Annotated in this window: 31 protein-coding genes; 17 read left to right on the forward strand and 14 right to left on the reverse strand. The window is 44.1% G+C overall.

Going from position 1 to position 26,404, the window contains the following annotated elements; genetic code table 11:
* Nucleotides 1–190: 190 nt before the first annotated feature.
* A complete protein-coding gene (locus I2494_RS00985; protein WP_218465819.1) occupies nucleotides 191–1,354 on the reverse strand; it encodes a mandelate racemase/muconate lactonizing enzyme family protein in 1,164 nt (387 codons plus the stop codon).
* A 189-nt stretch (nucleotides 1,355–1,543) separates the two neighbouring features.
* Between I2494_RS00985 and I2494_RS00990 the strand changes: the two genes are divergently transcribed.
* Together I2494_RS00990 and I2494_RS00995 are read left to right on the forward strand one after the other, a co-directional pair.
* A complete protein-coding gene (locus I2494_RS00990) occupies nucleotides 1,544–2,470 on the forward strand; it encodes a LysR family transcriptional regulator (RefSeq protein WP_218465818.1) in 927 nt (308 codons plus the stop codon).
* 116 nt (nucleotides 2,471–2,586) lie between these two features.
* Nucleotides 2,587–2,892, forward strand: a complete 306-nt coding sequence (locus I2494_RS00995) for a hypothetical protein (RefSeq protein ID WP_218465817.1) — start codon at nucleotides 2,587–2,589, stop codon at nucleotides 2,890–2,892.
* Nucleotides 2,893–3,031: 139 nt separating this feature from the next.
* Here I2494_RS00995 and nemA read toward each other — a convergent pair whose 3' ends face one another.
* From nemA to I2494_RS01015, 4 genes are all read right to left on the reverse strand, one after another.
* On the reverse strand, nucleotides 3,032–4,129 hold the full coding sequence (nemA, locus tag I2494_RS01000) for an alkene reductase (protein WP_218465816.1): 1,098 nt from the start codon (nucleotides 4,127–4,129) through the stop codon (nucleotides 3,032–3,034).
* A gap of 54 nt (nucleotides 4,130–4,183) precedes the next feature.
* Nucleotides 4,184–4,783 (reverse strand): TetR/AcrR family transcriptional regulator, encoded by a 600-nt coding sequence (locus I2494_RS01005; RefSeq protein ID WP_218465815.1) that lies wholly within the window; start codon nucleotides 4,781–4,783, stop codon nucleotides 4,184–4,186.
* Nucleotides 4,784–4,834: 51 nt separating this feature from the next.
* Nucleotides 4,835–5,416 carry a flavin reductase family protein gene (locus I2494_RS01010; RefSeq protein WP_218465814.1) on the reverse strand — a complete coding sequence of 194 codons (582 nt, stop codon included), beginning with the start codon at nucleotides 5,414–5,416 and terminating at the stop codon, nucleotides 4,835–4,837.
* A gap of 265 nt (nucleotides 5,417–5,681) precedes the next feature.
* Nucleotides 5,682–6,557, reverse strand: a complete 876-nt coding sequence (locus I2494_RS01015; RefSeq protein WP_218465813.1) for a LysR family transcriptional regulator — start codon at nucleotides 6,555–6,557, stop codon at nucleotides 5,682–5,684.
* A gap of 149 nt (nucleotides 6,558–6,706) precedes the next feature.
* Here I2494_RS01015 and I2494_RS01020 point away from each other — a divergent pair, with 149 nt between their 5' ends.
* Together I2494_RS01020 and I2494_RS01025 are read left to right on the forward strand one after the other, a co-directional pair.
* Nucleotides 6,707–7,771 carry an alkene reductase gene (locus I2494_RS01020; RefSeq protein WP_218465812.1) on the forward strand — a complete coding sequence of 355 codons (1,065 nt, stop codon included), beginning with the start codon at nucleotides 6,707–6,709 and terminating at the stop codon, nucleotides 7,769–7,771.
* A gap of 19 nt (nucleotides 7,772–7,790) precedes the next feature.
* Nucleotides 7,791–8,375, forward strand: a complete 585-nt coding sequence (locus tag I2494_RS01025) for an isochorismatase family protein (RefSeq protein WP_218465811.1) — start codon at nucleotides 7,791–7,793, stop codon at nucleotides 8,373–8,375.
* 37 nt (nucleotides 8,376–8,412) lie between these two features.
* Here the strand turns inward: I2494_RS01025 and pdxR are convergent, their stop codons facing one another.
* On the reverse strand, nucleotides 8,413–9,840 hold the full coding sequence (gene pdxR, locus I2494_RS01030; protein ID WP_218465810.1) for a MocR-like pyridoxine biosynthesis transcription factor PdxR: 1,428 nt from the start codon (nucleotides 9,838–9,840) through the stop codon (nucleotides 8,413–8,415).
* Nucleotides 9,841–9,929: 89 nt separating this feature from the next.
* Here pdxR and I2494_RS01035 point away from each other — a divergent pair, with 89 nt between their 5' ends.
* Together I2494_RS01035 and bhsA are read left to right on the forward strand one after the other, a co-directional pair.
* Entirely contained in the window at nucleotides 9,930–10,361 is a 432-nt protein-coding gene (locus I2494_RS01035) for a carboxymuconolactone decarboxylase family protein (protein ID WP_218465809.1), read from the forward strand.
* Between the two features lie 243 nt (nucleotides 10,362–10,604).
* Nucleotides 10,605–10,859 (forward strand): multiple stress resistance protein BhsA, encoded by a 255-nt coding sequence (gene bhsA, locus I2494_RS01040; protein ID WP_218465808.1) that lies wholly within the window; start codon nucleotides 10,605–10,607, stop codon nucleotides 10,857–10,859.
* A 59-nt stretch (nucleotides 10,860–10,918) separates the two neighbouring features.
* On the opposite strand, the gene I2494_RS01045 is transcribed toward bhsA, so the two are convergent.
* A complete protein-coding gene (locus I2494_RS01045) occupies nucleotides 10,919–11,290 on the reverse strand; it encodes a VOC family protein (RefSeq protein WP_218465807.1) in 372 nt (123 codons plus the stop codon).
* 210 nt (nucleotides 11,291–11,500) lie between these two features.
* On the opposite strand from I2494_RS01045, the gene I2494_RS01050 reads away from it, so the two are divergent.
* Nucleotides 11,501–12,313, forward strand: coding sequence for a class I SAM-dependent methyltransferase (locus tag I2494_RS01050; RefSeq protein ID WP_218465806.1), 813 nt, complete (start codon nucleotides 11,501–11,503; stop codon nucleotides 12,311–12,313).
* 188 nt (nucleotides 12,314–12,501) lie between these two features.
* On the forward strand, nucleotides 12,502–13,251 hold the full coding sequence (locus tag I2494_RS01055; RefSeq protein ID WP_218465805.1) for a hypothetical protein: 750 nt from the start codon (nucleotides 12,502–12,504) through the stop codon (nucleotides 13,249–13,251).
* Nucleotides 13,252–13,310: 59 nt separating this feature from the next.
* Here I2494_RS01055 and I2494_RS01060 read toward each other — a convergent pair whose 3' ends face one another.
* Nucleotides 13,311–14,450 carry an alanine racemase gene (locus I2494_RS01060; RefSeq protein WP_218465804.1) on the reverse strand — a complete coding sequence of 380 codons (1,140 nt, stop codon included), beginning with the start codon at nucleotides 14,448–14,450 and terminating at the stop codon, nucleotides 13,311–13,313.
* Between the two features lie 110 nt (nucleotides 14,451–14,560).
* Here I2494_RS01060 and I2494_RS01065 point away from each other — a divergent pair, with 110 nt between their 5' ends.
* The 7 genes from I2494_RS01065 to I2494_RS01095 all read left to right on the forward strand — a co-directional run bounded on the left by I2494_RS01065 (nucleotide 14,561) and on the right by I2494_RS01095 (nucleotide 19,240).
* Nucleotides 14,561–15,484 carry a LysR family transcriptional regulator gene (locus I2494_RS01065; protein WP_218466030.1) on the forward strand — a complete coding sequence of 308 codons (924 nt, stop codon included), beginning with the start codon at nucleotides 14,561–14,563 and terminating at the stop codon, nucleotides 15,482–15,484.
* 170 nt (nucleotides 15,485–15,654) lie between these two features.
* Nucleotides 15,655–16,314 (forward strand): HAD-IA family hydrolase, encoded by a 660-nt coding sequence (locus I2494_RS01070; protein WP_218465803.1) that lies wholly within the window; start codon nucleotides 15,655–15,657, stop codon nucleotides 16,312–16,314.
* Nucleotides 16,315–16,501: 187 nt separating this feature from the next.
* Complete coding sequence (locus I2494_RS01075; RefSeq protein WP_218465802.1) at nucleotides 16,502–16,873, forward strand: DUF1801 domain-containing protein; 372 nt, start codon at nucleotides 16,502–16,504, stop codon at nucleotides 16,871–16,873.
* 37 nt (nucleotides 16,874–16,910) lie between these two features.
* Entirely contained in the window at nucleotides 16,911–17,183 is a 273-nt protein-coding gene (locus I2494_RS01080; protein ID WP_407657848.1) for an ATP-grasp domain-containing protein, read from the forward strand.
* A gap of 49 nt (nucleotides 17,184–17,232) precedes the next feature.
* Nucleotides 17,233–17,655: a DUF2501 domain-containing protein gene (locus tag I2494_RS01085; RefSeq protein WP_218465800.1), complete on the forward strand. Its 423-nt coding sequence runs from the start codon at nucleotides 17,233–17,235 to the stop codon at nucleotides 17,653–17,655.
* A 209-nt stretch (nucleotides 17,656–17,864) separates the two neighbouring features.
* Nucleotides 17,865–18,413: a kinase inhibitor gene (locus I2494_RS01090; RefSeq protein ID WP_218465799.1), complete on the forward strand. Its 549-nt coding sequence runs from the start codon at nucleotides 17,865–17,867 to the stop codon at nucleotides 18,411–18,413.
* A 56-nt stretch (nucleotides 18,414–18,469) separates the two neighbouring features.
* On the forward strand, nucleotides 18,470–19,240 hold the full coding sequence (locus I2494_RS01095; RefSeq protein WP_228350800.1) for a helix-turn-helix transcriptional regulator: 771 nt from the start codon (nucleotides 18,470–18,472) through the stop codon (nucleotides 19,238–19,240).
* Between the two features lie 65 nt (nucleotides 19,241–19,305).
* Here the strand turns inward: I2494_RS01095 and I2494_RS01100 are convergent, their stop codons facing one another.
* From I2494_RS01100 to I2494_RS01125, 6 genes are all read right to left on the reverse strand, one after another.
* A complete protein-coding gene (locus I2494_RS01100) occupies nucleotides 19,306–19,983 on the reverse strand; it encodes a DUF7822 domain-containing protein (RefSeq protein ID WP_218465798.1) in 678 nt (225 codons plus the stop codon).
* Nucleotides 19,984–20,021: 38 nt separating this feature from the next.
* The gene (locus I2494_RS01105; protein WP_218465797.1) at nucleotides 20,022–20,780 is read right to left on the reverse strand and encodes a phosphate ABC transporter ATP-binding protein; all 759 of its coding nucleotides are present in this window, start codon (nucleotides 20,778–20,780) and stop codon (nucleotides 20,022–20,024) included.
* A 2-nt stretch (nucleotides 20,781–20,782) separates the two neighbouring features.
* The gene (gene pstA, locus I2494_RS01110) at nucleotides 20,783–21,664 is read right to left on the reverse strand and encodes a phosphate ABC transporter permease PstA (RefSeq protein WP_218465796.1); all 882 of its coding nucleotides are present in this window, start codon (nucleotides 21,662–21,664) and stop codon (nucleotides 20,783–20,785) included.
* Nucleotides 21,661–22,542 carry a PstC family ABC transporter permease gene (locus I2494_RS01115; protein WP_218465795.1) on the reverse strand — a complete coding sequence of 294 codons (882 nt, stop codon included), beginning with the start codon at nucleotides 22,540–22,542 and terminating at the stop codon, nucleotides 21,661–21,663. The genes pstA and I2494_RS01115 overlap by 4 nt, the downstream gene beginning before the upstream one ends.
* 137 nt (nucleotides 22,543–22,679) lie before the next feature.
* Nucleotides 22,680–23,111, reverse strand: coding sequence for a hypothetical protein (locus I2494_RS01120; protein ID WP_218465794.1), 432 nt, complete (start codon nucleotides 23,109–23,111; stop codon nucleotides 22,680–22,682).
* Nucleotides 23,112–23,403: 292 nt separating this feature from the next.
* Nucleotides 23,404–24,015, reverse strand: a complete 612-nt coding sequence (locus I2494_RS01125) for a class I SAM-dependent DNA methyltransferase (protein ID WP_218465793.1) — start codon at nucleotides 24,013–24,015, stop codon at nucleotides 23,404–23,406.
* Nucleotides 24,016–24,244: 229 nt separating this feature from the next.
* Here I2494_RS01125 and I2494_RS01130 point away from each other — a divergent pair, with 229 nt between their 5' ends.
* Complete coding sequence (locus I2494_RS01130; RefSeq protein ID WP_218465792.1) at nucleotides 24,245–24,799, forward strand: hypothetical protein; 555 nt, start codon at nucleotides 24,245–24,247, stop codon at nucleotides 24,797–24,799.
* Nucleotides 24,800–24,998: 199 nt separating this feature from the next.
* Entirely contained in the window at nucleotides 24,999–26,390 is a 1,392-nt protein-coding gene (locus tag I2494_RS01135) for an L-cystine transporter (protein WP_218465791.1), read from the forward strand.
* Nucleotides 26,391–26,404: the final 14 nt, after the last annotated feature.

The raw sequence follows: 26,404 nt of genomic DNA on the forward strand, positions 1-26,404 counted from the left end.
TGATCCAAGTAAAAGGGATGCTGACGACAACTCAAACGGTAAACTTTCATGTTGCTACCGAAGACATTACCAAAAGTTTTGATGGTTATATTCCGGAAGGAATAGTACAAGCCGTGGCAACATAGTGAGTATTAAACTGCAGGCCTGCACCGATCAATCACAGGCTTGCAGTTTAATTATTCCCGGCGCATTATTCAGCCAGTGCACGCATCACGTTGATTAAGTCCGATTTTCCCTCAAAACCAATCCCCGGCAGTTCAGGCATGACAATATGTCCATCCTCAACGGTCACGGAATCAGGAAATCCGCCATAAGGCTGGAAGAGATCAGGGTAGCTCTCATTACCACCAAGTCCCAGACCGGCGGCAATATTTAATGACATCTGGTGTCCGCCATGTGGAACACAGCGGGTTGGCGACCAGCCAAACTGCTCCAGAACATCCAACGTGCGCAGATATTCCACTAAGCCATAGGAGAGGGCGCAGTCAAATTGCAGGTAATCACGATCCGGGCGCATGCCGCCATATCGTAAAAGATTACGGGCATCCTGATGTGAGAAAAGGTTTTCACCGGTTGCCATTGAGCCGGGATAGAACTCTGACAGCGCTGCCTGCAATGCATAATCAAGGGGATCGCCAACTTCTTCGTACCAGAATAGCGGATATTCACGCAGCATTTTAGCGTAAGCAATGCCAGTTTCCAGATCAAAACGACCGTTAGCATCCACGGCAAGTTGCGCTTCGTTACCAATTTCATCTAACACCGCTTCAATACGGCGGCGGTCTTCTTCCAGTGGCGCACCACCAATTTTCATTTTAACCACGTTATAGCCGCGATTGAGATAGCTACGCATTTCTTGTCGCAGCGCTGTCAGATCTTTACCCGGATAGTAATAGCCTCCGGCGGCATAGACAAATACGCGAGGATTTGCTTCAACACCTTTCATCTCTGCCAGCATGCGAAATAATGGTTTGCCGGCAATCTTTGCCGTGGCATCCCAAATTGCCATATCCAGCGTGCCCACGGCAACGGATCGCTCACCGTGACCGCCGGGTTTTTCATTGTTCATCATCACATCCCACATGCGATGAGGATCGAAGGTATCGCCGTGTTGATTAAGCAGACTGTCAGGCTCCGCCTGTAAGATCCGATCGCGAAAACGTTCGCGAATAAGGCCTCCCTGACCATAGCGACCATTAGAGTTAAAGCCATATCCAACTACCCGTCGACCGTCGATAACTGCATCGGTAACTACTGCAACCAGACTGGTGGTCATTTTGCTGAAGTCGATATAGGCATTTCTGATAGGGGATGCAATGGGTTTAGTGATTTCAACAACGTCGATTATGCGCATTCTTTTCTCCTTATTTTACGGCTGAAAAGGTGGCCAGACAGGATGGCATCGTAAGCCATGCATGATTAATGAATTGTATTTCAAACAGTTATTATCGTCACAGCCACTATTTGATTGAAAAGCAATCTGGTATAGCCACATACTAAGGGGATAAATCATCTTCATCTAATGCCTGTAAGGATGGCTGTAATGCAAAATCGGCATCACCTGGAATTAACATGGCTTGAAGACTGTGTAGCACTGGCAGAAACCCTTAATTTCTCTAAAGCAGCGGCGTTACGTTATGTGACGCAACCCGCATTTAGTCGACGGATCCAGTCTCTTGAAGAATGGGTAGGTACCGCCTTGTTTGAACGAAACAGACGCGGAGTTGACCTGACGCGAGCCGGAGAGATGTTTTGTGGCCAGGCGCCTGAGCTGATCAGAGCACTTTATGCAGTAAGAACTGAAGCTTTGGATGTGGCCGGGCAAGAACAGCCTGATGTGGTTTTTTCCGCGACCCATGCACTCTCTTTTTCCTTTTTCCCTGAACTGTTAAGGCGCAATGACAAGATTGTGCGATTTGGATCTTTCCGACTGCTATCTGACACGTTGAAATCCTGTGAACGATTGATTTTACAGGGGAGCTGTCAATTTTTGCTCTGCCATTACCATCCTCATATGCATATTAATCTTGAGCAGGAAAAGTTCTTTAGTATCCGTTTAGGATTGGACAGACTCATTCCTTACAGCGCGGTTTCTGCTGATTCAACAAAACCATTATGGACGTTGAATAACAGGAAAAAATTTCGTTACCTGTCATTTAGCGGCGAGTCAGGTTTAGGGCGCATTATTTCAAATACCGCATCCATTAATCGGGTTAAACGGGGGATGGAAGTGGCCTTTACCTCCGATTTGGCAGCAACGCTGCTGGCGATGGTCAGAGCAGGAGATGGTATAGCCTGGTTGCCACAGTCTTTGGCCGAACCGGAGGTAAAAAACGGAACGATTATTGCGGTCACCGATAAAGATTCAGATCTGTGTATCCCGGTGGAAATCCGTTTATATCGACCTGCAACAAAAATGTCTAAAGCCGTTGAAGAGCTATGGCGTATTTTTGTTGAAGACCAGCAGTAGAATTATTGAGGAAGCTCGACGTTAAAAATAACCACAGGTGATATCTGGCTCTGGCTTAGAATAGTCACTATAATCGCCGCGTTTTATCATTGATTTCAACGAATTTAGAGGGATTTATGAAAATATATTGGTCTGCTGATAATGTGCCTGAATTAAAGGGATTAGATAAACAAGAGCAAAAACGTTTGTTTGAAGAGTGCAATAAAGAAGGGCGTAAACGCATTGGATCTGCATTTTGGATTCGTCTTATTATTGTCATTGTTGCATCGGCGATTATTGCAGCTTTCCTGCCTCTGGGCGGAGCCATTGGTGGTGCAATAATTGGTGTATTTGTTGGTTTTTTACTCGTTACCTTTGTACAAAGTCCGGCAATTGAAGCAGGACGTCTTTGGTTACAAGAGCAGGGTTATCCAAAAGTATAGAAGTACTGAATGAGATAAGAGAGCCAGTGAGGGAAAAACCACTGGTTTTTTATATAGATAAATCGTTGGAGTGACGTTGTCACGATAATGGTAATAAAAAGGCAGATCCGGCATCACCAGATCCACCTTTATTCAGCAATTACAGGGTTGGGTAATCGGTATAACCTTCTGCATTACCACCATAAAATGATTCCGGACGCGGTTCATTAAGCGCGGCTTTACGATGTAAACGCTCTACCAGATCCGGGTTAGCAATATATGAACGGCCAAAGGCAACGGCATCAATATAACCCTTGGCAATCAACGCTTCGGCTTTCTCTGGCGTATAAGCACCAGAACCGATAATCACACCACTAAAACGCTCACGCACTTTTTGGCGGAATTCATCGCTGTAAGGTTGACCACCAGCCCAGTCAGGCTCAGACATATGCAAATAGGCCATTCCACGGTTACCTAATTGTTCGATCAGATAAAGGGCGTCAGCTTCTTCATTATCGCCATTACTCACTCCCTGGAAGGTACCAAGAGGCGAGACACGGATACCAATACGGTCAGCACTCCACTCTTTACTGGCGGCATCCACCACTTCCAGAACCAGGCGAACGCGATTTTCCAGACTGCCACCATATTGATCGGTACGATGGTTAGCATCAGGAGAAAGGAACTGATGCAACAGATAACCGTGTGCAGAGTGCAGCTCGATTAAATCGAATCCTGCATCTCGTGCATTGGCTACAGCCTGACGGAAATCATTAACGATGCCAGGAATTTCATTCGTTTCCAATGCGCGTGGCATAGAAGTATCGACCCGTATTGCATGGCCTTGTTCATCACGCAGAGAGGTGCGGGTTCCGGCACTAATCGCTGATGGAGCAACCGGAGCCTGCTGGCCTGGTTGTAAACTGTTATGAGAAATACGTCCGGTATGCCAGAACTGTACTGCCATATGACCATGTTCTGCATGTACGCCATCAGTAATTTTTTTCCAGGCGGCGATCTGTTCAGCGCTGTGTAAACCCGGAGCTCCCGCATAGCCTTTAGCCTGTGCTGATATTTGGGTTGCTTCACTGATAATCAGCCCGGAACTGGCGCGCTGACGATAATATTCGCCCATGAGTGGAGTAGGGATATCGCCAGGCTCAATGCTACGTAAACGCGTTAATGGAGCCATAAAAATGCGGTTTGGTACCGTAATGGCACCCATTTTTAATGGGGTAAACAATTTATCTGCTGACATGATACATCCTCGAGTAGACCGGTCGTCTATAAATAAGAAAAATAAAAGAACCTGTCAGGAGACAGGCTCCACTAAAAGCCGGGTAACGTGTTCAATAGCGCATTCCAGCGGTATAGAACTACGTGAAATTTTTGCCTGCAAACTGGCACCAAGCCAAAGGGCGTACATGACTTGAGCCTGCATTCGAGCTTCGCCGGGAAAATCGAAACATTTCTCAGAGCGTCCCTTTTCAAGCGCGTTGGCAAGGTGAGCGATAACCTGAACGCTTCCGTTATCCAACGCGTTACGCATATCTTCTGACAAATCACACACTTCAGCTGACAGCTTTACCACCAGACAATTGGGGGAACTACGATGCTGATTAAAATAGTCCAGACTCTGTTGATACCAGTTGACGATCAGTTCACGCCAACTGGCATTTTTCTGACAAAAATGCTGCTGTAATCGCTGATTATATAGCGCGTAATGGCGATCGAGCATAGCCACACCAAATGCCTCTTTTGACCGAAAGTAGTGGTAAAAAGAGCCTTTAGGCACTTCAGCTTTTGCCAGCATTTCGCTTAATCCCATGCCGGTAAAGCCGCGACTCAGACAAAGTTGAGCCCCGGTAGCAAGGAGATGTTCACGCGTATCATGTTCTGGATGTCGATTCATAAAACTCACTATAATAGACCAGTCGGTCTAATGCAATCCTGATTTACGTTTTTAAACAAATTGGGTCTTAATCTGGCGGCCATCGGTGAGGAAATTTCCACCTCCCAGATGGTGGAGGGTATGCAAATCCGTATTGTTTTCATTAAGATTCCAGTGACCATTAATAAAAACGCGCTGGTCAGCAGCGGCCGAAATCACCTCACCAAAAAAAGTATCATACTTTTGCTGAGCGCCGGATTCGGTTAAAAGCCGACACTCCATCCAGGCTGCACAACCAGATTCAATTACCGGAAGGCCGAGAGATGGGCCTTGATTAGCAATAATTGAGAAACGGTTAAATTTATCTTCATCGCGACCCGATACGCTACCCACGGCGTAAGTCAGATTGACCATCGAGACGGTAGGAATACAAATACCAAAAGATCCTGTTTTTTCAATCAGTTCACGCGTCCAGGTGCTTTTATCTACCACAATAGCGACTCTTGGTGGTTCAAACTCCACCGGCATCGACCAGGCGGCAGCCATCACATTACGATGACCATTTTCCGGATCGTAGCTGGTAATGAGTACCGTTGGCCCGTGGTTAAGTAAGCGGCTGGCATGTTTTAGTTCTATTGGCAGGAAGTGGCTCATCTGACGATCCTTTCATTACAATTTGATTGCTATTCAACATAGGAAGAAAACATAAACTAATCAATCACTCTTAACTGTGAATTAAAGCCACATTTTCCACTGAAGAATCAATTCGGGGAAAAAGAGCATTGGCATCTGGTTTTTGCTTTACAAAAAGAGGATTTCGGCCAAATTTTAAGCTCACTGAAACAGTGGATTGATAACTACCCATCAAGGCGTTAGTTTTTATAACACCCGTGGTTTCACAAGTATTACCGTTAGTCAGTTATCTCATTCGATCTCGCAAAAACTCAATAAAACGTTGGGTTTTTGCCGGTAACAGCCGGGTTTCTGTCAATGCATAGACAGGAACCGGCATTCCCTGCCACTGTGGCAATATTCGACACAGGTGACCCTCCGCCAGATCTTCAGTGACCACTTCCTGTGGCAACAGTACGATCCCTTGCTCGAAGGCGGCAAGGCGTCGAATCATTCCCACGTTATTCAGCATAAATCGACCGCTAACATTCACTTCAACTTTTTCTTCCGCTTCGAAATTATGTAGCGTCCAGACACCATTTCGGGGAAAACCTAAACATTGGTGCTGAATAAGTTCCTGTGGGTGAGAAGGTGCACCATGCTTTTCAAGATATTTTGGCGAAGCATAAAGATGAGCAGGCAGATTGGCTAATAGTCGGGCGATCAGGTTTGAATCTTTTTGTTCCCCAATGCGAATAGCCACATCAAAAGGTTCGGCTACCAGGTCAACTCTGCGGGGCGTTAGGTCAAATTCAAACCGAATATCCGGGTATTGTTCAGCAAATTCAATCAACAGCGGCACCATATAGTTAATGGCAAAATCTACCGGTAAAGAGGCGCGCAACAGACCGCTGGGCTGTGCCAAAATATCACCTAATGCTTCATGCGCCAGCCTGGCTTCCTCTACAATTCGTCGACAGCGGTCATAATAAATTTGACCCGCTTCTGTTAGTTCGATTTTGCGGGTTGTGCGGTGTAATAACCTCAATCCGATGGCTTTTTCTAATGCGCTGATGCGCCGTGAAACCGTTGAGTTGGGTACGCCAGTGGCTTCCGAAGCCCTGCGGAAACTCATGGCTTTTGCCACTTCAACAAACAGCGCCATATCATTTAGCATTTCCATCTCTATTGCCCCATCAATGGATTAATGATTTCCATTTTACCCTATTTATCCCATTTTGTTTTTAAACCATGATACTCCCGAGCACAAATTAACCTTCGGGTGGCACAGAGACGCTGTTGCCAGTACCGATAATACGCAAGGAATTGATCATGAATAAGTTATTTACTCCGGTTCAGGTTGGTGGTTATACCTTATCAAACCGTCTGGTTATGGCCCCAATGACCCGTAGCAGAGCGCAATACGATGGCACTCCGGGTGAGCTGGCGACGGAATACTATGCACAACGCGCCACCGTTGGTCTTATCATTGCAGAAGGTACTCAACCCTCTGATGACGGACAAGGTTATTTGATGACGCCGGGAATCTATACCGATGCACATGTTGCCGGCTGGCGCAAAATAACTACCGCCGTACATAACCAGGGGGGACATATTTTTATTCAATTGATGCATGCCGGACGTATGTCGCACCCTGATAATACGCCTCATCACCGTCAGGGCGTTGCACCTTCGTCCATTGCGCCAGCAACACCAATGTTTACCGTTAAAGGCATGCAGGATATTCCGGTGCCCAGAGCATTGAGTACTGAAGAGGTACGCCAGACCGTGGCCGATTTTCGTTTTGCAGCACGCCGTGCCATTGAAGCAGGGGCAGATGGTGTAGAAATTCATGGTGCCAATGCCTATTTGATCCAACAGTTTTTAGCACCAAGCGCCAATACCCGTACTGATGAATATGGCGGTTCAATAGAGAATCGGGCTCGCTTTGCATTAGAAGTAGCCGCTGCGGTAGCGGAAGAAATTGGTGCTGACAGAACGGCTATCCGTTTATCTCCGGGCATCACTATGTGGGGTATTGATGAAGGTGAAGAAGGGCCTGCGCTTTATCGTTATCTGGTTGCTGAGTTGAATAAATTAGGTCTGGCCTACCTGCATATTATGGAGCAGGGCAATGAACCACTGCTGAAAGAGATACGTGAACGCTGGGAGCAAACCCTTATTGTTAATCGCCCCGGTCAGCCCCGGGAGAAGATTGGTAGCGATGTGCAATCCGGTCTGGCCGAACTGGAGGCTTATGGTCAAATGGTATTGGCCAATCCGGATTTTGTTGAACGGTTAATTTCGAACGCACCGATGAATGAAGCCGATCGTAATACCTTTTTTGGCGGTAGCGCACAGGGATATACCGATTATCCTTCACTGAACGCAATCTAAAAGCATCCGGGAGACAATTATGAGTTATCAAAACTTTAGTGCCGACAATGCTGTTTTATTGTTGATCGACCATCAAATTGGCACCATGAGCTGGGCAAAATCTTCACCATTTGAAGAGGTGAAACGTAACGCTCTGATGCTGGCTAAGTCTGCCAATATTCTGAAGTTGCCCGTTGTGTTAACCTCCAGTATGGAAGAACAGGCTCAGGGGCCATTATTGAGTGAGTTGGAAGCCATTTTACCTCAAGCGTTTGCAGCCCGCATAAAACGTCAGGGAATCGTTAATGCTATGGATGATGAGAATTTTGCGGCAGCGGTAAAAGCCAGCGGTCGTAAAAAGATTATTATTGCTGGCGTAACCAATGACGTATGTACTGTTTATCCTGCATTGAGCTTAGTCCGGGATGGTTTTGACGTTCAGGTTGTTGCTGATGCCGGGGCCTCACCAACCCCAATGGCAGATGATATTGCGCTACGACGCATGGAGAAGAATGGGGTCACGCTAACGACGACCAATCAGTTGATTGCAGAACTGGCAGGCAGTTGGGCTACCCCGCAAGGCGGTAAACTAGTTCAGGTTCTTATGGAATCCCTGACTGCATAATTGATATCAAGGCTCCCGGTATTAAGGGAGCCTTTTCTCATAACAGTCCATATTCATCAGTAATCACCTTTTGTAGCGCACAACAAATCTGTTCAGCTTTTTCTCTGCTATCGATATTAGTAAATCCCAGCAATAATCCATTTTGCCTTTTCTCTGGCACTGTTTCGGCGGCATATCCATCACTTAGTGCTTCAACGGCTAACTGATGCTGTCTGGCTTTGATCGATATTTTCTTATCATTAAGAGAGGATGGCAGATGAGCAATAATATTCATACCTCCCTGATGGCATTCAATTTTAGAGACCAATGGACAGTTTTTTTCCAGAGCATTGGCTAACAGCTCACGTCGTTTGGCATACAGCTGCCGCATCTTTTTTAAATGACGGAAAAAGTGCCCATCGTTCATAAATTTAGCCACGGCTAATTGAGTTAATACCGGGCATAAACAGGGCTGGAATTTGAAATACTGACTGAAGGCTTCAATTTGGGACTCAGGAACGACGAAATAGGCCAGTCTGAGGGCAGGAAACAATACCTTACTGAATGATCCAACATAAAAAACGCGCTGTTGAGTATCCAGGCTTTTCAATGCCGGAAGTGGGTAGCCGGTATAGCGATATTCACCATCATAGTCATCCTCAATCAGCCAATGGTGATTTTGGGTTGCCCAATCGATAAGTTTAATCCGGCGTTCCAGCGTTAATGTGACGCCTAACGGGCTTTGATGGGCAGGGGTAAGTAAAACCGCTTTGGCAATATCTGAACCAAGCCGATCGGGATTAAGGCCGTGACTGTCAACTTCAACAGGAATGGTTTGATAACCAAGATTTGACAGAAGAATACGAGACTGAGGAAAACACGGGTTTTCAATAGCAACTTTATCATTAGCAGACAGAATAACGGAGGTGATTAAGCGAATTGCGGAACTGTATCCTGCGGTAATAAAAATTTGGTTTTGATGACAATCAATACCGCGTGAAATCCTTAAATAACTGGCGATGGCTTCACGCAATGGCATTTCACCCTGAGGATCCGGATAGGCTAATAGTGCATTTCGGATGGTTCGACTAATATGGCCCAGCAGACGGTTCCATTTGGCTAAAGGGAAGGCATCTACCGCAGGCACCCCCAGTTGAAAAGGCAGCAGGCGATCGCTGACCTTCAAATCCGAACTTAAATGATTATGTTGTACGTTTTGCGCTGGCTGAATGGCTAACGGAATATTAGCGACGAAAGTACCGCGTTGCTGATGGGTCATCAGCAATCCTTCATCCGTCAGTATGTCATAGGCTTTTTCCACCGTGCCTCTGGCGATATTCAGTTGGTTTGCCAGATTTCGGGTTGATGGAATGCGCTGGCCGGATTTTAGCTGACCGTCAAAAATCGCCTGTTTTATATGCCAGCATAGCTGTTGGTAGACCGGCAACTGGGTAGAGAAGTTGATGTCAGTTAAAAAACGATTCATATGGCCTATAAAAAAAGTCAATTTATGGCTCTTTATTGTAGGGCATATTTAGACAAAACTAGTCATCAAATATCACCATGGAGAACATTATGTCTCAGTTACGTCTTTCTTATCCTAAACTTTCCCCTCAGGCTTATCAGGGACTCATTGCCTGTAAACAAGCGCTGCATAGCAGTTCAGTCGGCCCTGAACTGATTGCGTTACTTGATTTACGCATTTCTCAAATTAATGGCTGCGCTTTTTGTTTAAAAATGCATACCGATGAACTGCGTAAACTGAATGTCTCTAACGATAAAATCGACACGCTGGCAGGATGGCAAATATCGTCAGCCTTTAGTGAAAAAGAGAAGGTTGCGCTGCAATGGGCTGAAGGTTTGACTCATATTTCGGTTGAAAACAGTTCTGATGAACTTTATCAGCGGTTACAGCAGCATTTCACCGATAATGAAATATCTGATTTGACTCTGGCAATTGGTTTAATGAATGCGTTTAACCGTATTGCCATCAGTTTACGTCAGTAATATTGATGGATAGCGTTGTTATTCCACTTTAAATTGAAATTAACCAACATTGTGAATATCAGGCCCCATAATACTTTTATATTGGTGGGGCAATATTTCGCTATCCCCATATTTTAAAAAGAAATGTATATTTTTGTCAGATGACAAAATTGTCATTTATCGGTCATGCTCAGGTCAGATACCACCCCGTAGAATACATCCCGAAAGCAGTACTTTTTCTAATATTTTACGAGGTGTAATGAAATGAAAGTGACTAAATTAGTATTAGCAGCATTAATGGCGGGAGCCTTCTCTGTAAGTGCATTTGCGGCAAATCAGGTCAATTCTGGTAACGGTTTAAATAAAGTGGGCAGCGTTTCGGTGTCTGGTGCCAGTACCCTCGATCAGTTAGAAAGACAGTTAGCCCAAAAAGCCGATGAAGCAGGTGCCACCTCCTATAAAATTATCTCCGCCGGTGGTGATGATAAATTGAATGGTGTAGCTATTATTTATAAGTAATCAGCATGAAAAAAGGAGGGTTTCCTCCTTTTTTTTTGTTCAATTTTTCTGACTGCACGTTATTGCATACTATGCAATCCAATCACATTACCTTCAGTATCTTCAATGGTGGCACAGAAGCCAAACTCGCCAATGGACTGCTTTGGTAAAATCACCCGTCCACCAATTGCTTCCACTTTACTCACTTGTATAGCGCAGTCGGAGCAGGCGAGATAAATGCGAGGGCCTGTACTTCCCGGCGCACCTTCATTACTCTTAACCAGCGCACCACCTGAACCTTCAATACCCTCCTGATAAGGGAACATAAAATATTCCGTATCGGTATCAGACAGCTTTGTTAATTCAATATCTAATAGCGACTGATAAAAACTAACGGCTCTCTCCATATCTGAAACATAAATTTCAAACCAAACTGTAGGGTTATGTTTCATTGGGTTTCCTCTGAGCTCATGATGAGAATTTATTTGGCTAAGAATTGTACGGTATAAAGAGTAGTAAAAATGGGAGAGAGATCTTAGTAAAGCGGATGACTATTTTGTTAAACAATAACTGCATAAATTATGAACGCGACTTCCTTAGACTCGTTATATACAATGAAAAATAACGAAACCAGAATATGTAGCGTTAACAAGGTTGAAACCATGATTATTAGCGATATTGATTTTTCCTCTCTGTATAAAAACCATATGGCTAAAGCCGGAAGGGTAACCAAACCTGCCAGCAGTTGGGATGCAAAAGCAGAGAAAATAGCAGAGAGTTGTGCAAATCCTGAAGATGAGTACCTGAAAAAATTTCTGTCGATGATGGATTTAACGGGTGCAAAAACATTGCTGGATATTGGTTGTGGCCCAGGTACCATTTGCCTTCAGGCAGCAAATAAGCTCGAGCACGTTTACGGGCTGGACTACAGTGCCGGAATGCTGGAGGTAGCCAAGCGCCGGGCCAACGTGATGGCATTGGGCAACGTAACCTTATTTCAACGAGCATGGGATGATAACTGGGATGACATTCCACCAAGCGACATTGTGGTTGCTTCACGCTCTACGCTGGTTGCTGATATGGGGGCCGCACTAAAAAAACTTCACGATAAAGCACGAATGCGGGTTTATACCACCCATACTATTGATCCTCATTTCATGGATATTCGAATTTTACGCGCATTGGGTAGAGAAAATACCGGTTTACCTAACTATATCTATCCATTAAATATTTTGTGTCAGATGGGTATTAATCCTCGTCTGGACTACATCTATAGCCGTAACTGTCAGGCCAGAACAGACAGTTACGAAGAGTTTGAAAAAACCGTTAGCTGGTCGTTAGGGGAATTAACCGATCGGGAGCGCGACAACCTGCATAAATACTATCAACAAGGTAAAAATGGCCCCGAACCATTAATCTCGCCGCTGCGCGGTTGGGCATTTATTTCATGGGATAAAAATCAGTCTCAGAGATAATTTTATGACTATCAGCCAGATTCGATGGAGAGCAGGAGAGGCTAAACACCACTACGTTTATCAAACTGGAAAAAGAAAGGACATTAATGAATAATGGCTAAACAACAACCAGTTTGTTGCTATCACACAACGGATATCCAATTTGATTTATCATCTTACAGGAACGAAAACCACAGGCAGGAGCTGGCATGAAAATCAATATCAAACGTAATATCGCCTTAATTTTTGGTCTGGTTATGATCCTTGCAGGATGTAGTAGCCAGCAACACATTTCCTCTGAATCAACGGCCGTGGAAGACAGCGCACCGGCGGCTAAACTCTCTCAGAATCTTGGTACTAAATGGGGGGAGAATGTTAACTCCAACGTGGTTAGCGTTGAGGCTACCCGTTTACGTAATACGCCGGAGAGCCTGGTTGAAATTTATTATACTGGCTCAAAAGTCACTGGCCAAAATCGAACCGACCTGACTTTAGTACCATCGGTAAAAATGAATATTCAGGATGACAGCGGCCGTAATATGGCAATCAAACAGCGGAGTAACGGCGAGTACGCGCTGAGTGCCAAAGAAGGGGATCGCTACCAACTCTCTTTCCGTAACCGCAGTAATACTACAACTTATGAAGTAGTTGCTACCATCGATGGGTTAGATGTTATTTCTGGTCAGGCCGGCTCGCTGTCACGCTCAGGCTATCTGCTTCGACCTGGCTCATCTTTGCAGATTGAAGGGTTTCGCAAGAGCGACTCTGCGGTAGCCGCATTCCGTTTTTCTAAACCAGAAGAGAGTTATGCAGCAAAATCCCTTGCTGGCGATGTGAAAAACACCGGCATTATTGGCGTGGCGTTGTTTGAAATCGCGCCAGAAAAACTACCTGATTGTAAACCACAGGCTTTCCCTCAGGATTCTCGTTATGCACCAGAACCCTGCGAAAAGCGTTAATTAATTGAATAGCCGCTTAATTCTTCTTACATTCAGCGAGTTAAGCGGCCAATGAAAAATTACTGCCAGCCATTAATTCTCGGCCAGTAGGTATCAGAACTCCCGTCTAAATTCAGCAGATAATAACCATCATACTGAGCGGCAGTAGAACAGGCGTGATTGGGCAGAATACGTAATGGCGTGCCCACCGGAAGCCCATCCACATGCTTGCCGCTTCTGGAGCTAATAATACCGTGCTCCTGATTGGCGGCACTGACAATCAAATCGCCAATCGGGCGTCCGTTCATATCACATACAATGCCATAACCCTGATCGACCTTTTGGTTAGCGGTACCACGATCCCGTGAAAGCGCCATCCAGCCTGCATCAACAATCACCCAGCCTTTTTCTTTCTGGTGTCCGATCACCGTTGTGACAACCGATAGTGCAATATCGTCCGCTTTACAGACACCTAAGCCAGCCATAACCAAATCAAAAAAGGCAAAAACGCCGGCCCGGACTTCAGTGACGCCTGTAAGATCTTTACTGAAGAGTGCCGTTGGTGTTGAGCCAACGCTGACAATAGTGACATTAACCCCTAACGAGCGCAGCATCTCTGCGCTGGAAACTACCGCATCCCGCTCCTGATTAGCATATTGCTCTATTTCGCTGAGGGAACGGCTGTTATAAGAGTTACCTGCATGGGTCATTACGCCACATAGGGTGACTAAACTTCCCTGCAGTAGTCGGGCAATTTGTTCAATTTCCCCATCACAAGGTGGTAAACCTGAGCGATGACCATCGCTGTCAATTTCCAGCAAGACGTTAACCGGTAAATGGTGCAGCGAGGAGAAATCCAGCAGTAGTTGAGCGCTCTGAACATTATCAAGGATTAGTTTAAGGTCGACTCCTGTGCTAATTAACTTTCTTACATGTTCAAACTTATTTGGTGCAATGGCCACCCCATACAGAATGTCAGTGAATCCATGTTGAGCGAAAAAATCAGCCTCATGCAGCGTTGAAACGGTAATTGGTTTGTCAGCGGTACTAAAGAAACGAGCGGCAACCTGAGCCGACTTATTGGTTTTTACATGGGGACGCAGGGTAACATTCAACGGTGCCAGATGTGCTTTCATACGCGCAATATTGGCATCCAGCTTATTGATATCTAAAAGAAGGTAAGGTGTTTCTTGATTAATCGGAATCTGTTTCATTGGCATATCGTGGCCTCCATATTGACTAATCCAATATAGCCATTAGATATTTAAGTTTAAATTAACAATTTATAACTCTATTATTTAGCTATTCTGAATTTAATCCGGATGAGATGATGATAGATACTCTTGATCTTCAATTCCTGCTGGCGATTAAACAGCATGGTTCACTGGTGGGAGCAGCAAGGTTCCTGAATGTAACGCCTTCCGCAGTAACCCAGAGACTCCAACAGCTGGAAGCCCGTCTTGATATACATCTTATTGACCGAACGGCCAGACGACTCCATTTTACCGAAGAGGGTGAATTATTGTGTCGAAAAGGCCAGACGCTGCTGGAGCAACATAAAGCGCTGTTAGAAGAGGTGATGCAGCAACATGGTAAATTAGTGGGATCGCTAAAAATTAATGCCCCGTTTGGATTTGGTCGAAAGTATTTAACTGAAATCATTGCTCAGTATCATCGCTTGTATCCGCAAGTCGAGGTGTTATTAAAGCTTTCAGAGCAACCTTTGCTGGAAGAACAGGAGCGATTCGATCTGATTTTGCACATCGGAGAGTTATATAACTCCAATCTTATCGTACATACCATTGCGCCAAACCAGCGTTTTATCTGTGCTGCGCCTGCCTTGGTTGAGTATCACGGCATTCCCACATCACCCCAGGATTTATTGAGTTACCCAAGCATTGCGTTACAGGAAAATAACGAAGACACCACGCTATGGAGCTTTGAACAGCAGGGTAAAAAACAAACTATCAGAATCGCACCGTCATTAAGCAGTAACGATGGTGATGTCGTCAGTTCATGGGCTAAGGATGGATTGGGAATTATTATGCGTTCCCAGTGGGATGTAGCAGAAGCTCTGTCACAGGGGCTTTTAATACGACTGTTACCTGAATGGGTATTGCCCGAAGCTCCGGTTGTTGCGTTAACCCATCGGCGTAAGGGAATGCCCGAAAGAGTTCACGCCTTTATGACATTGTTAAAACAGCAGTTTAGCCCGGAACCCCCCTGGCAAAAAGTAAACGGAAAAAGAAACTAATTTAAGTTTTTCTTAACAATATAGTTATTAGTGCTTAATTTACTCTTAATTACATGCTGTCTATACTCGCTGAAAGTTTAGACAGTATTGATTTAGATAATATTGAAAGCCCATCATAAGTTAATGCTGCCCGATCATCATTTTGTTACTTACCCCAGTAGGAGCAAGTTATGAATCAGCCTCAGGCAAGCCAGTCTCCAAATACACCAAAAATTATTTTGTTTGATCTATTAACCGCATTAATTGATTCCTGGCAGGTATGGAATGAAACCGCCGGTTCAGAGGAGCTGGGTAAAAAGTGGCGTATGACTTACTTAAAGCTCACTTATGGTTGTGGCGCCTATCGCCCTTATGAAACACTGGTAAAAGAAGCCGCAATCGCATCCGGATTAGATTCTGACCTTGCCAGACAGCTGGATGAAAACTGGAAAAATCTTCAACCATGGTCTGAAGCAGCGTCAGTGCTTAGTCTGTTAAAGCAGGATTACCAGTTAGGCGTAGTCACCAATTGCTCCGAGCGCTTAGGGTATATGGCAGCAGAACAAGTAGGGGTTCCTTTTGATATTGTTGTCACCTCCGATCGGGCAGGGTTTTATAAGCCCGACCCAAGGCCTTATCAGTTGGCTCTGGATCTGGCGGGTGTCACGGCAAAAGAGGCCATTTTTGTGGCTGGTTCAGCTTATGACCTGATTGGAACGGCAAAAGTGGGTATTCCTACATTCTGGCATAATAGAATTGGCCTGAAAGCACCAGAACAGGCGCCTTTGCCAATTGAAGAGATGCCAACATTAAACGATCTGCCTGCGGCGATAGAAAAGTATATTAGTTAAATTAACCGGTTAGCTACTATAAGCAAAAGCCACTGATTATTATTTAGTGGCTTTTCTATATATGAGGTGACAATGTCACAAAAAACCTCTGTTGAAGCCTAAATAACGATAATCCCCCAACATTCCGCAAAAATTCACCTACTACATATACTCAATGAATCCACCAAATATTTTATGAGGATCATTGATGAATCCATCACAACAGATAGATAAATTGATTGCTGAGCTCTGCGACTGGCGAGGAGAAATGCTGACTGAGATCCGTCAGTGCATGCTTGAGGCCGATCAACAAATTGTTGAAGAGTGGAAATGGAAAGGTAGCCCGGTGTGGTCTTGTAGTGGAATGATTGCGGTGGCAAATGCTCATAAAGAAAAGGTAAAAATCACCTTTTCCCACGGTGCCAGCCTTGAGGATCCTGATAAACTTTTTAACGCAGCGCTTGATGGTAAAGTGTGGCGCGCCATTGATTTTTTTGCAGGTGATAAAATCAATCAGCCTGCGTTGAAGGCACTTATCCTGGCGGCGATAGATTACAACCAGAAAAATAAAAGAGGATAAACTTCTTAAACAATATCGGGGTCAGATTGAAGGTGGTATTCGTTTGCGCCATTTTGAGCATTTTGAGCATTTTGATGAGCAGAGTGAAAGACGTTACTTTGTTTTAAAAGGAAAAGTTTACTCTTCCGATAACCTTATACCAACTCTGGCTACTGAGATTGCCAAAGGGATTGGAAGTCCTTTTTTCACTATAGATATGGCAAACAATGATGCCGGAGAACTTAGATTGATAGAAATCGGTGATAGGCAAGTTTCAGATATAAAAGAATGGCCTGCGCAGCGTTTGGTGCAAATACTGAATTTACTATAAAATTCGACTATTATTCAGCAATCGACAGGCTAATAAATTGAGTAACAAAATGAATTTCCCTAAAGTAATCGCCTTAAGTTTTTTGTTTGCCTCCACCGCTTATGCGGCCAATGAAAACAAAGGTTTCTCTCTGGCATCTCTGACCAGTCTGTTAAGCGGAGGAGCTCAGGCAGTCACCGCTAAAACCATGAGTAATACTGCGGGCGTGATGGAGTACTGTGTAAAGAGAAAGATCACTGAAGCGACCGATCCTGAAAATATCAAAAATAAACTGAAAGAGAAGCTGGGCCTGAACGACAGCAAAGCCAGCCAGCAAAAAGATTATCAGGATGGCTTACATGGTTTGCTCAAACTTAAGAATGATAAGGTGCTTGACCTCAATGCCCTTGGCAGTTCTGCATTAGGGGAAAAGGTTAAATCTAAAGCTTGTGATGTAGCGCTAAGTCAGGGCGTTAATTTTATCACTAAATAAGCTAATTTCCGTACAACGGTATGTTTAACCAACATACCGTTCATCATTCCACGCTGATATTCGCTCTTCCTTTCATTACCCTACAAGACATTAAGCAAAAGTATTCAATTCTGATAAAATTTGCACGATTAATGAGTCTATTTGCACGATATTCTGCGTCCAATATTAATACAATGTTTGAACTTTAATGGTTAAACAAAGGTATTTTTATGAATAAGTACACTGGTATTGCGGCGCTAATGCTTGTTTCTTTATCTGTTCAGGCCGGGGAGTTTCATCTGACAAGTAATGAAATAAAATCGGATGTGCAGTTATCTGACTCGCTGGTTTTTCAGGGATTTGGTTGTGATGGTGGGAATAAATCACCATCTCTTGTTTGGTCTGGCGCACCAGAGGGAACAAAAAGTTTTGCGGTTACTGTTTTTGATCCAGATGCGCCCACAGGTAGTGGTTGGTGGCACTGGACGGTGGTAAATATTCCCGCAACGGTTAATTCTCTGATGGCCGATGCCGGAAATCAGCAAAACGCTAAGCTTCCGGGTGGTGCAGTTCAGGGCAGAAATGATTTTGGCTATGCAGGGTTTGGTGGTGCATGTCCTCCAAAAGGCGATCGGCCACATCATTACCATTTCAAAGTTTGGGCACTGAAAACTGAGAGTCTTCCTATCGATAACGATTCAAGCGGTGCTTTAGTTGGTTTTATGCTTAATGCCAACAAGCTGGCAACCGCTGAGATAGTGCCCGTTTATGGTCGCTAACGGGAGGTAGAAAATAAAATATGCAGGCAGATGAAAATAAAGTGATGAGTTTAAATATGCAGACCATAAGCTCCCGCCATGCCCATGAATTGCATCGGGTAAAATTTCTGATGCCTGCACTCTGCCGGGTCAGAAGGGGAAAAAAGATCATTCAGTGGGGGGAGCATACAGAAACGGCAGATAACACCCAACTGATTCTTCTTCCCGCAGGTTATCAGTTAAATGTGGCTAATTACCCGGAGGATGGCAGCTATCTGGCAGAGATTCTGTATATACCACCCGCTTTAGTCGAGCAATTCAGGAAACAATATCCATCTTCATTAGGCGAGAGTAAAAAGCCAGGGTTTTGTATCAAATTCAATGCGGAATTGATTTATTGCTGGGATCAAATCACCGATGCTTTTAAGCATAAACTCTCTGATTCGTTAATGGAGCATATTACACAAGGCATTCTGCTGGTTCTGAAAAATAGTAACGCTGCCAATATCTTGCTATATCAGCAAAATGACTCTTTAGTAAATAAGTGCCAGACCTTACTGTTGCTGGATCCGGGGACTAACTGGACAGCAAGTCAGGTAGCCAGCCAGATGCATATGGCCATATCGACATTTCATCGCCATCTTGCCGCCGGGGGAACCAGCTTTCAGGAAATTCTTGATGATGTCAGATTAGGAAATGCATTAAATGCCATCCAAACTACTCAGATTCCCATCAGTGAAATAGCCAGAGAAAACGGCTACCGTTGCCCATCTCGTTTTACCTCTCGTTTCCAAAAGCGTTTTCAAATTACGCCAAGGGCACTGCGTCAGGCAATTAAGTCAGAATGAAGAGCGAAACAGGGAGGCTTTTGTGGCAAAAGGGCTGTCGATGGACAACCCAATATTTTTGTTAGTTAATTATTCGCATCGAACTCTGCACGGTTCCAAAGGCTAAAATACAGAATATCGCTCCACTGGGAAGCCCCTAAAGGATAGTCAAAACGAGCGTCGTCACAGTCATCATCCAACCGCAATCCATAAAACGCATCGAACTGAGAATTGCTCTGTTGTTGGGTGGCTTTTTTCAAAATATCACCCGCTTCAATAACATTATCTGGCAGAGCATCAACAGCCGCACCGGCAAGTAAGCAGTTGTTAATTTCATCTTCAACACAGGCACGTAGCTTGGTTTCTTCGCTTTCAGTCATGGTATCCAGCTCAATGGTTTCCAGCAGAAGATAGCGGTCGCGATGTGCTTCAAGAAACTGAATTGCCTCTTTCATTTCAGCGATAAGCTGAGGTGCTTCATTGGTTACCAGCGTATTCAAAATGGAGAAAAATTTGTTTAATCGTGCAAAACCTGTTTCGAAATCACTGCTGATAGCATATAGCCTGGTTTTATTACCTTCGGGTTCGCCAGAAAAACCGTCCGAGATTAACGAAGCGCATAGCTGTGGGTTTCCTGACATCAGTAACCGATAGGAAAAAGGGATACCGTATGGCCATTCTGAAAGCCCGGAAATGGTTTCAGGACGATCGGCATAAGCGGTGGGTTGATTGCTAAGGCTATAGAGATAAGAACGGTTTGCCATGGTCACTCCTTGTTAACGTATTTTAAAGACATTTTTGTTTAAACCTGAGGTTCAATCAGCGCAGTTAATTTCTTTTCCGTTATCTCATCCGGCTCATTCAAACTCTTTACCATATTGCCACTATCGAAGACAAACAGCCGGTTAGCTAAACGACAGGCTTGAGACAGGCTGTGAGAAACCATAATAATGGTATAACGATCAGCTAACTGTTGCAGCAATTGTTCGATATGTTTTGAAGCCAATACATCAAGAGATGCTGTGGGCTCATCCAGCAGTAAGATTTTAGGCTCCAGAGCCAGAACGCGAGCCAGACATAGTCTTTGTTGCTGACCACCGGATAACCGGGTAGCAGGAGAATGAAGCCGATCTCGGATTTCAGACCATAAACCGACATCATTCAGACTTTTCTCCACCCGTTGTGAAATTGCTTCGCGGGAGAGGCTGGTTAGCTTTTCCAGCGGCATAGCGATATTTCGCCATATACTAACGGGCAATACGTTGGGAGTTTGAAACAGCATTCCAACCCGCAGGCGAAGTGCCGTAACTGACCCCGAGAAAATATCAGACTGATTCTCTAAACCATTACCCAAGTCTAAACTGAGCTCACCGGTGGTCTGACAGCCGGAATGCTCTTCGTTTAATCGATTGAATGCACGAAGAAAGGTGGTTTTGCCTGAACCCGAACGCCCAACCAGTACGCTAATTTGATGGGATGGAATATCCAGACTGACGTCATTAACGATAGGTTTACCATCAAAAGTAATGGTCAGATGACGAACCTGAGCAGCGTTATTCATGGTTATCCTTTTTTCCAGCGACGGTGATAAGTGCGCTCAATCGCATAAGCAGACAGTAGTAGCCCGCCAGCCAGCAGTAATAAGATCAGTGCGGCACCAAAACCGCGCTGAAGCTCTTCCTGAGTTTGGTACTGTGCAGCCGTGTAGTAAATAGTAAACGGCAGAGCCTGAAATTTATCAAAAATCCCATTGGCCAGACCGGCATTTGCCACCACGCCAGTGAGCAAAATAACTGCGGTATCTTCTGCCGCTCGCCCAAAGGCCAGCATGATGCCGCCAAGAATTCCGCGGCTGGCAGCAGGGAGTAGAATATGGCGTAAACGCTGGCGGCGGCTAAATCCTAATGCGGCACAGGTGAGACGTAAATCTTCAGGAATCGCGTTTAGCGCTTCCCGAGTGGTTAAGACAATAGACGGGAGAATAAGCAAAGCGAGACAAACGGCAGCCAGCAACATACCGGTATTGGCATGGGGTAAAAAGGTATAGCGTAAAAACAGAATCAGAGTAAAGCCAAACAAGCCCATAACAATGGAAGGGATGCCCGCCAGAATATCAATGGCGCTACCTAACCATCTTTTCTGACGCTCATTGGCATATTCAGCCAGATAGATACCGCAGCCAATACCGGGGAACAACGCTATCGCAACCGTCAGGCAAACTAAATGCAGTGTACCTACACAGGCTGGCCATATTCCGTCCCATACCGGGCGCAGACCGAGAATAGCTTCTTTGGGGGAGACATCACCAAAAAATAACGACAAATTGATGGTCGGTAATCCGCGTATTAACAGAAAACCCAACATACAACCCATGGCCAACAACAACAGCAATACGGCCAACCAGCCGATAATATTGAATGTTACGGTTAACCTATCGACTCTCATCGATCAGCCCTACGTTCCAGACGGCGCAGCGCCAGACTCACGCTACCATTAATCAGCAGAAGAATAGCGCCGGCAGCAAACAGGGAGTTATAGGCCATTCCGCCCACTTCGTTAGCGGTAACCAGAGCCATATGTGCTGTTAGTGTTCGTAAGCTGTCGACAGGTAACGAAGGTAGTTGAGGCCAGTTCCCGGACAGCATCAAAGCGATCAGAGTATCGCCCACACCACGACCAAAACCTAAGACCAACGCGGTTAATAAACAGCGCCGCCCTTGTGGCAAAACAAAGTAAGCAAAAGACTGTAATCGATTAAAACCCAGGGCAGCAGTAGTCAGATGCAGTTGTTCCATGCGCGGGCGAAGTCCCGCTTCCATAACCAGTACCATGGTTGGCAGTAGCAGTAAGCTGAGTACCAAAGCCGCAGAAAGCCAGTTCAGGCCGGAACCTCCGCCCATAGCCTCCCGAATTAGTGGTACCAGCAAAAAGATCGCCACAAATCCGTACACTACGGTAGGAACCGCAGTCATAAAACGAACCAATCCGGCAACAGGGCGAAACAGCAAACGGCGTGAAACCGAAGAATAGGGTGCGGATGAATTCAATAACCAACTGCACAAACCCAATGCCAGAGGCCATGCAAGGGCAACAGCAGAAACAGATAACAGCACTGAACCGGCGATCATCGGTAAGATACCAAACTGATTTTTAACCGGGTTCCAATGCCATGAGAACAGCTCGATATCATCAGAGCCGTAATTAGAAGTAAATACCGGCAGGGCAAAGGCGATCACCATAAAGAAAATCAAACCTATGCCGCTGACGGTAAGCGCCGTTGCCAGTTGCAGCAGAAAACCGGCGCTTTTATTGCTATTACTCACCTTTACCTGTTGGTAAATATTGCTGTTTTGAAGTCTGTCGAAGCCGGACGTACCGTTTCGCCCATAGTTTACCTGTCTCCGTTGTTGGAGTGAACATATCAAAAACACGTAATTACACAATTTAAATTACAGTCCCTTTAATTATTAAGAGTAGACTCTATTTCATTAAAAAACTGTCTTATTATATCAATAAAAAATTCAATAGATCCTTCATTAAAAACAAGAGTGTCATCCTGAATAATCAATGATCCTTTACTCAACTTGATTAATTGTGAAACTTTTGTTTTATTTTCCTTTTCAATAATACCATTATTATGTATACAAAAATTCCGTATTATTCCCATTGTATTTAATCTATTAATAGTTTCAGAATTTTTTAATTTTAGAATTTTTTCCAAAAATATAATACATCTTTTCATGCCTCTTCCATTTAACTCATCTATCTTAAGGGGAAATTGAATAGCATCAATTTTACCTTTACAGAATTTAGATGTATTAAATTCTAATATACTATATATGGTTAAAAAAACAGATCGTCTCATCATAGTCGGTAATGTAGATGTATACATTTCCTCTATCTCATCTAGATTTTTAGTAAAAAACAGAACACAGATGAAGTATTTAGTTCAAGATAGGCCTGTAAAATTAAGATATATTGAATAATCGTAGCTTGACTAAATTCTATGCAATAAGGGCTTAGAACAATGAGGAGTGAAGGGATAATACATATAATACTTTTAGATATCTTATTTAACATAATATACATTATACGCACCGATAACGATTTAAGCAGTTTCTGGCACTTTGGTTGCTGTAATTCCTGTCGCTATCCATTTACAGTCACCATATCAAACCTTCAATTTATCGATGTCTGGCCAACCAAATTGTATGATGACCACATTCAGGATCTTCAACAATATGGTCAACAACATCAAACCCATTCAGATTTAATAACTGTCTGTATTCCTCTTCAGACAGACTCGAATGATAAAGTTGCTTTCCGCAGAATCTGCCAATCGCTTCACCATGCTCCGGTCCACTGGTAAACATCAACACACTGCCAGATTTTGCATGCGCACTAAATACCGAGAACATTTTTCGTTGGTCTTCATGGTTAAGATGAAAAAAACTATCCCAGGCGATCAGTCCGTCAAATTTTTGATTTAACGATAACGTTCGCATATCTGCAACTCGCCACTGACTATCCGGAAATCTTCTCTGACAGATCTCTATCATTGATGATGCGTTATCGATTCCTGTTAATGCTATCTGTTGTTCAATCAGGTATTGAGCTATCGGTTCTCCGGAACCACAGCCGATATCTAATACTGTGGCGTTACTTGGATCCGGTAAGATGGATATCAATTTATCCAGCCATGCCTTTTCATTCAGTGACTTTCCTCGTAGTGCGTCCCAGTCTTTTGCATGGGTTTGGTAAAGCTCAATAATCTTGTTGGCCGCAGGATGTGTCATATCATTACCACTATTTTAGTGACAGTGTCACAGTAAGCTATTTAGCAAATCATTACTTTGAGTGTCTCATTGCCCGTTCCGATGATCTTGTGCCAATAGTAAGTTTCAATAATATCCGCTGTTAATGCAAATAAACTTAATAAAATTAGATTCATAGCAATTTATAATCAACGATACTGGCTGTTCGGGCTATGATGATATTTTACGGTCGATATAAGGAATAGTTAACATGATTAAATATCAACGCGCCATTCCAGCTAACTATCCGGAAATATTAAAAGTAGCTGAGCCCTTTTATCCTGATGTTGAACATAGCGATCGTTCCCGGGGTTTTCTGGATAAGCGTTTCACAACAGCCATGTTGTCATCAATTAATCAACGCTTAGGATTATTGATTGCAGAGGGTGAGAAACAACATGTTTTGGGATTTTTAGGCCTGTCGCCCTTTTCTGACGGTTCACCTTCTCCGGTTGTTGATTCAATGTTGAAAACATTAATTCATACTCTTTCTCCAGAGCTTTTGGATAAACCTTTTGTATTTGGCCCTGTTTGCATATCAAAACAAGCTGCTGGCTTGGGCGTGTTTAAGGGGTTGTATCAATATATGTGGCAATATTTATCCCCGTCTCAATACCAAACGGGTTTTGCTTTTATTAATCAAGATAATCTGCATTCTCTGAATGCACATACTAAAGGGTTATCAGCAGATATTGTTGGTGAATTTAACCATCAGTTATCAGCCTATTTTATCATTCGATACCAGCGCCCTTTAGACCTTTCATAACAACTATCACTCCTAATGGTGACGGCTATCATAAATAAATAGCTTACTAATCATATGGATAATTTTTTATATACAATTAAACAGCATAAACAATACTATTTTGCTATAAGTAGTAATATTGCTTAACTGTTACAATACTTCCACGCAATATTTATTGCTTACTATTTGAACAGAATGATAATTTTGACTGAGGTCGGGAATGAACATACCGTTAATTATAAATGTGCTGGTTTTTATAGCGTTGCTATTTCTTCTGGCGCAAACGCGTCATACCAATTGGAGTCTGGCGAAAAAAGTGCTGATCGGCCTGATTGTCGGCGTTATTTTTGGTTTAGGATTACAACTGGTTTATGGTGCGAATAGTCCTATTCTTAAAGAATCCATCTCATGGTTTAATATTGTTGGTAATGGCTACGTTCAGCTGTTACAGATGATTGTTATGCCATTAGTTTTTGTCTCAATTTTGAGTGCGGTAGCCAAACTACATAATGCATCTTCATTAGGAAAAATTAGTTTCCTGACTATTGGTATTCTGCTTTTTACCACCATGATCGCCGCATTTATCGGTATTATGATTACCCTGCTGTTTGGCTTGTCGGCAGAAGGTCTGGTTCAGGGAGCTCAGGAAACTGCGCGTCTGGGAGCGATTGAATCCAACTATATGGGTAAAGTTGCCGATCTGACAACACCTCAACTGATTCTGTCTTTCATTCCTAAAAACCCGTTTGCCGATCTGACGGGTGCCAGCCCGACCTCGATAATTAGTGTAGTTATCTTCGCTGCTTTCCTGGGCGTTGCTTCATTGCAACTGTTAAAGGATGACGAAGTTAAAGGTCAACGTGTTCTGACTGCAATTGATACCCTGCAATCATGGGTAATGAAGCTGGTTCGTTTAGTGATTAAACTGACTCCTTACGGTGTTCTGGCGTTAATGACCAAAGTGGTGGCCGGTTCTAATATTCAGGATTTGATCAAACTGGGCAGTTTTATCGTAGCTTCCTACATCGCTCTGGGGCTGATGTTTGTGGTACACGGTATTCTACTGACCTTTAGCGGTATTAATCCGATTAAATTCTTCAAGAAAGTATTACCAGTATTAACGTTTGCGTTTACCAGTCGTTCCAGTGCTGCCAGTATTCCGATGAACGTCGAAGCACAAACTCGCCGTTTAGGTGTACCAGAAACTATTGCCAGCTTCTCTGCCTCATTTGGTGCCACTATTGGTCAGAATGGTTGTGCGGGTATTTACCCGGCGATGTTAGCCGTTATGGTCGCGCCAACCGTTGGTATTAATCCATTCGATCCAATGTGGATCGCCACCCTGGTTGCTATTGTGACCGTTAGTTCAGCTGGCGTTGCCGGTGTCGGTGGTGGTGCAACCTTCGCTGCCCTGATTGTGCTGCCAACTATGGGGCTGCCTGTTACATTGGTCGCCCTGCTGATTTCGGTCGAGCCGTTGATTGATATGGGTCGTACCGCACTGAACGTAAACGGTGCAATGACTGCCGGTACTATCACCAGTCAAATTTTGAAAGAAACGGATAAAAGCGTTTTTGAATCAGAAGAAGATGGCGAATTAGCTCACCGTTAATCTCAAGCTTATCA

Origin of the sequence: Limnobaculum allomyrinae, from assembly GCF_016649425.1 — a bacterium.
Lineage (GTDB): Bacteria > Pseudomonadota > Gammaproteobacteria > Enterobacterales > Enterobacteriaceae > Limnobaculum > Limnobaculum allomyrinae.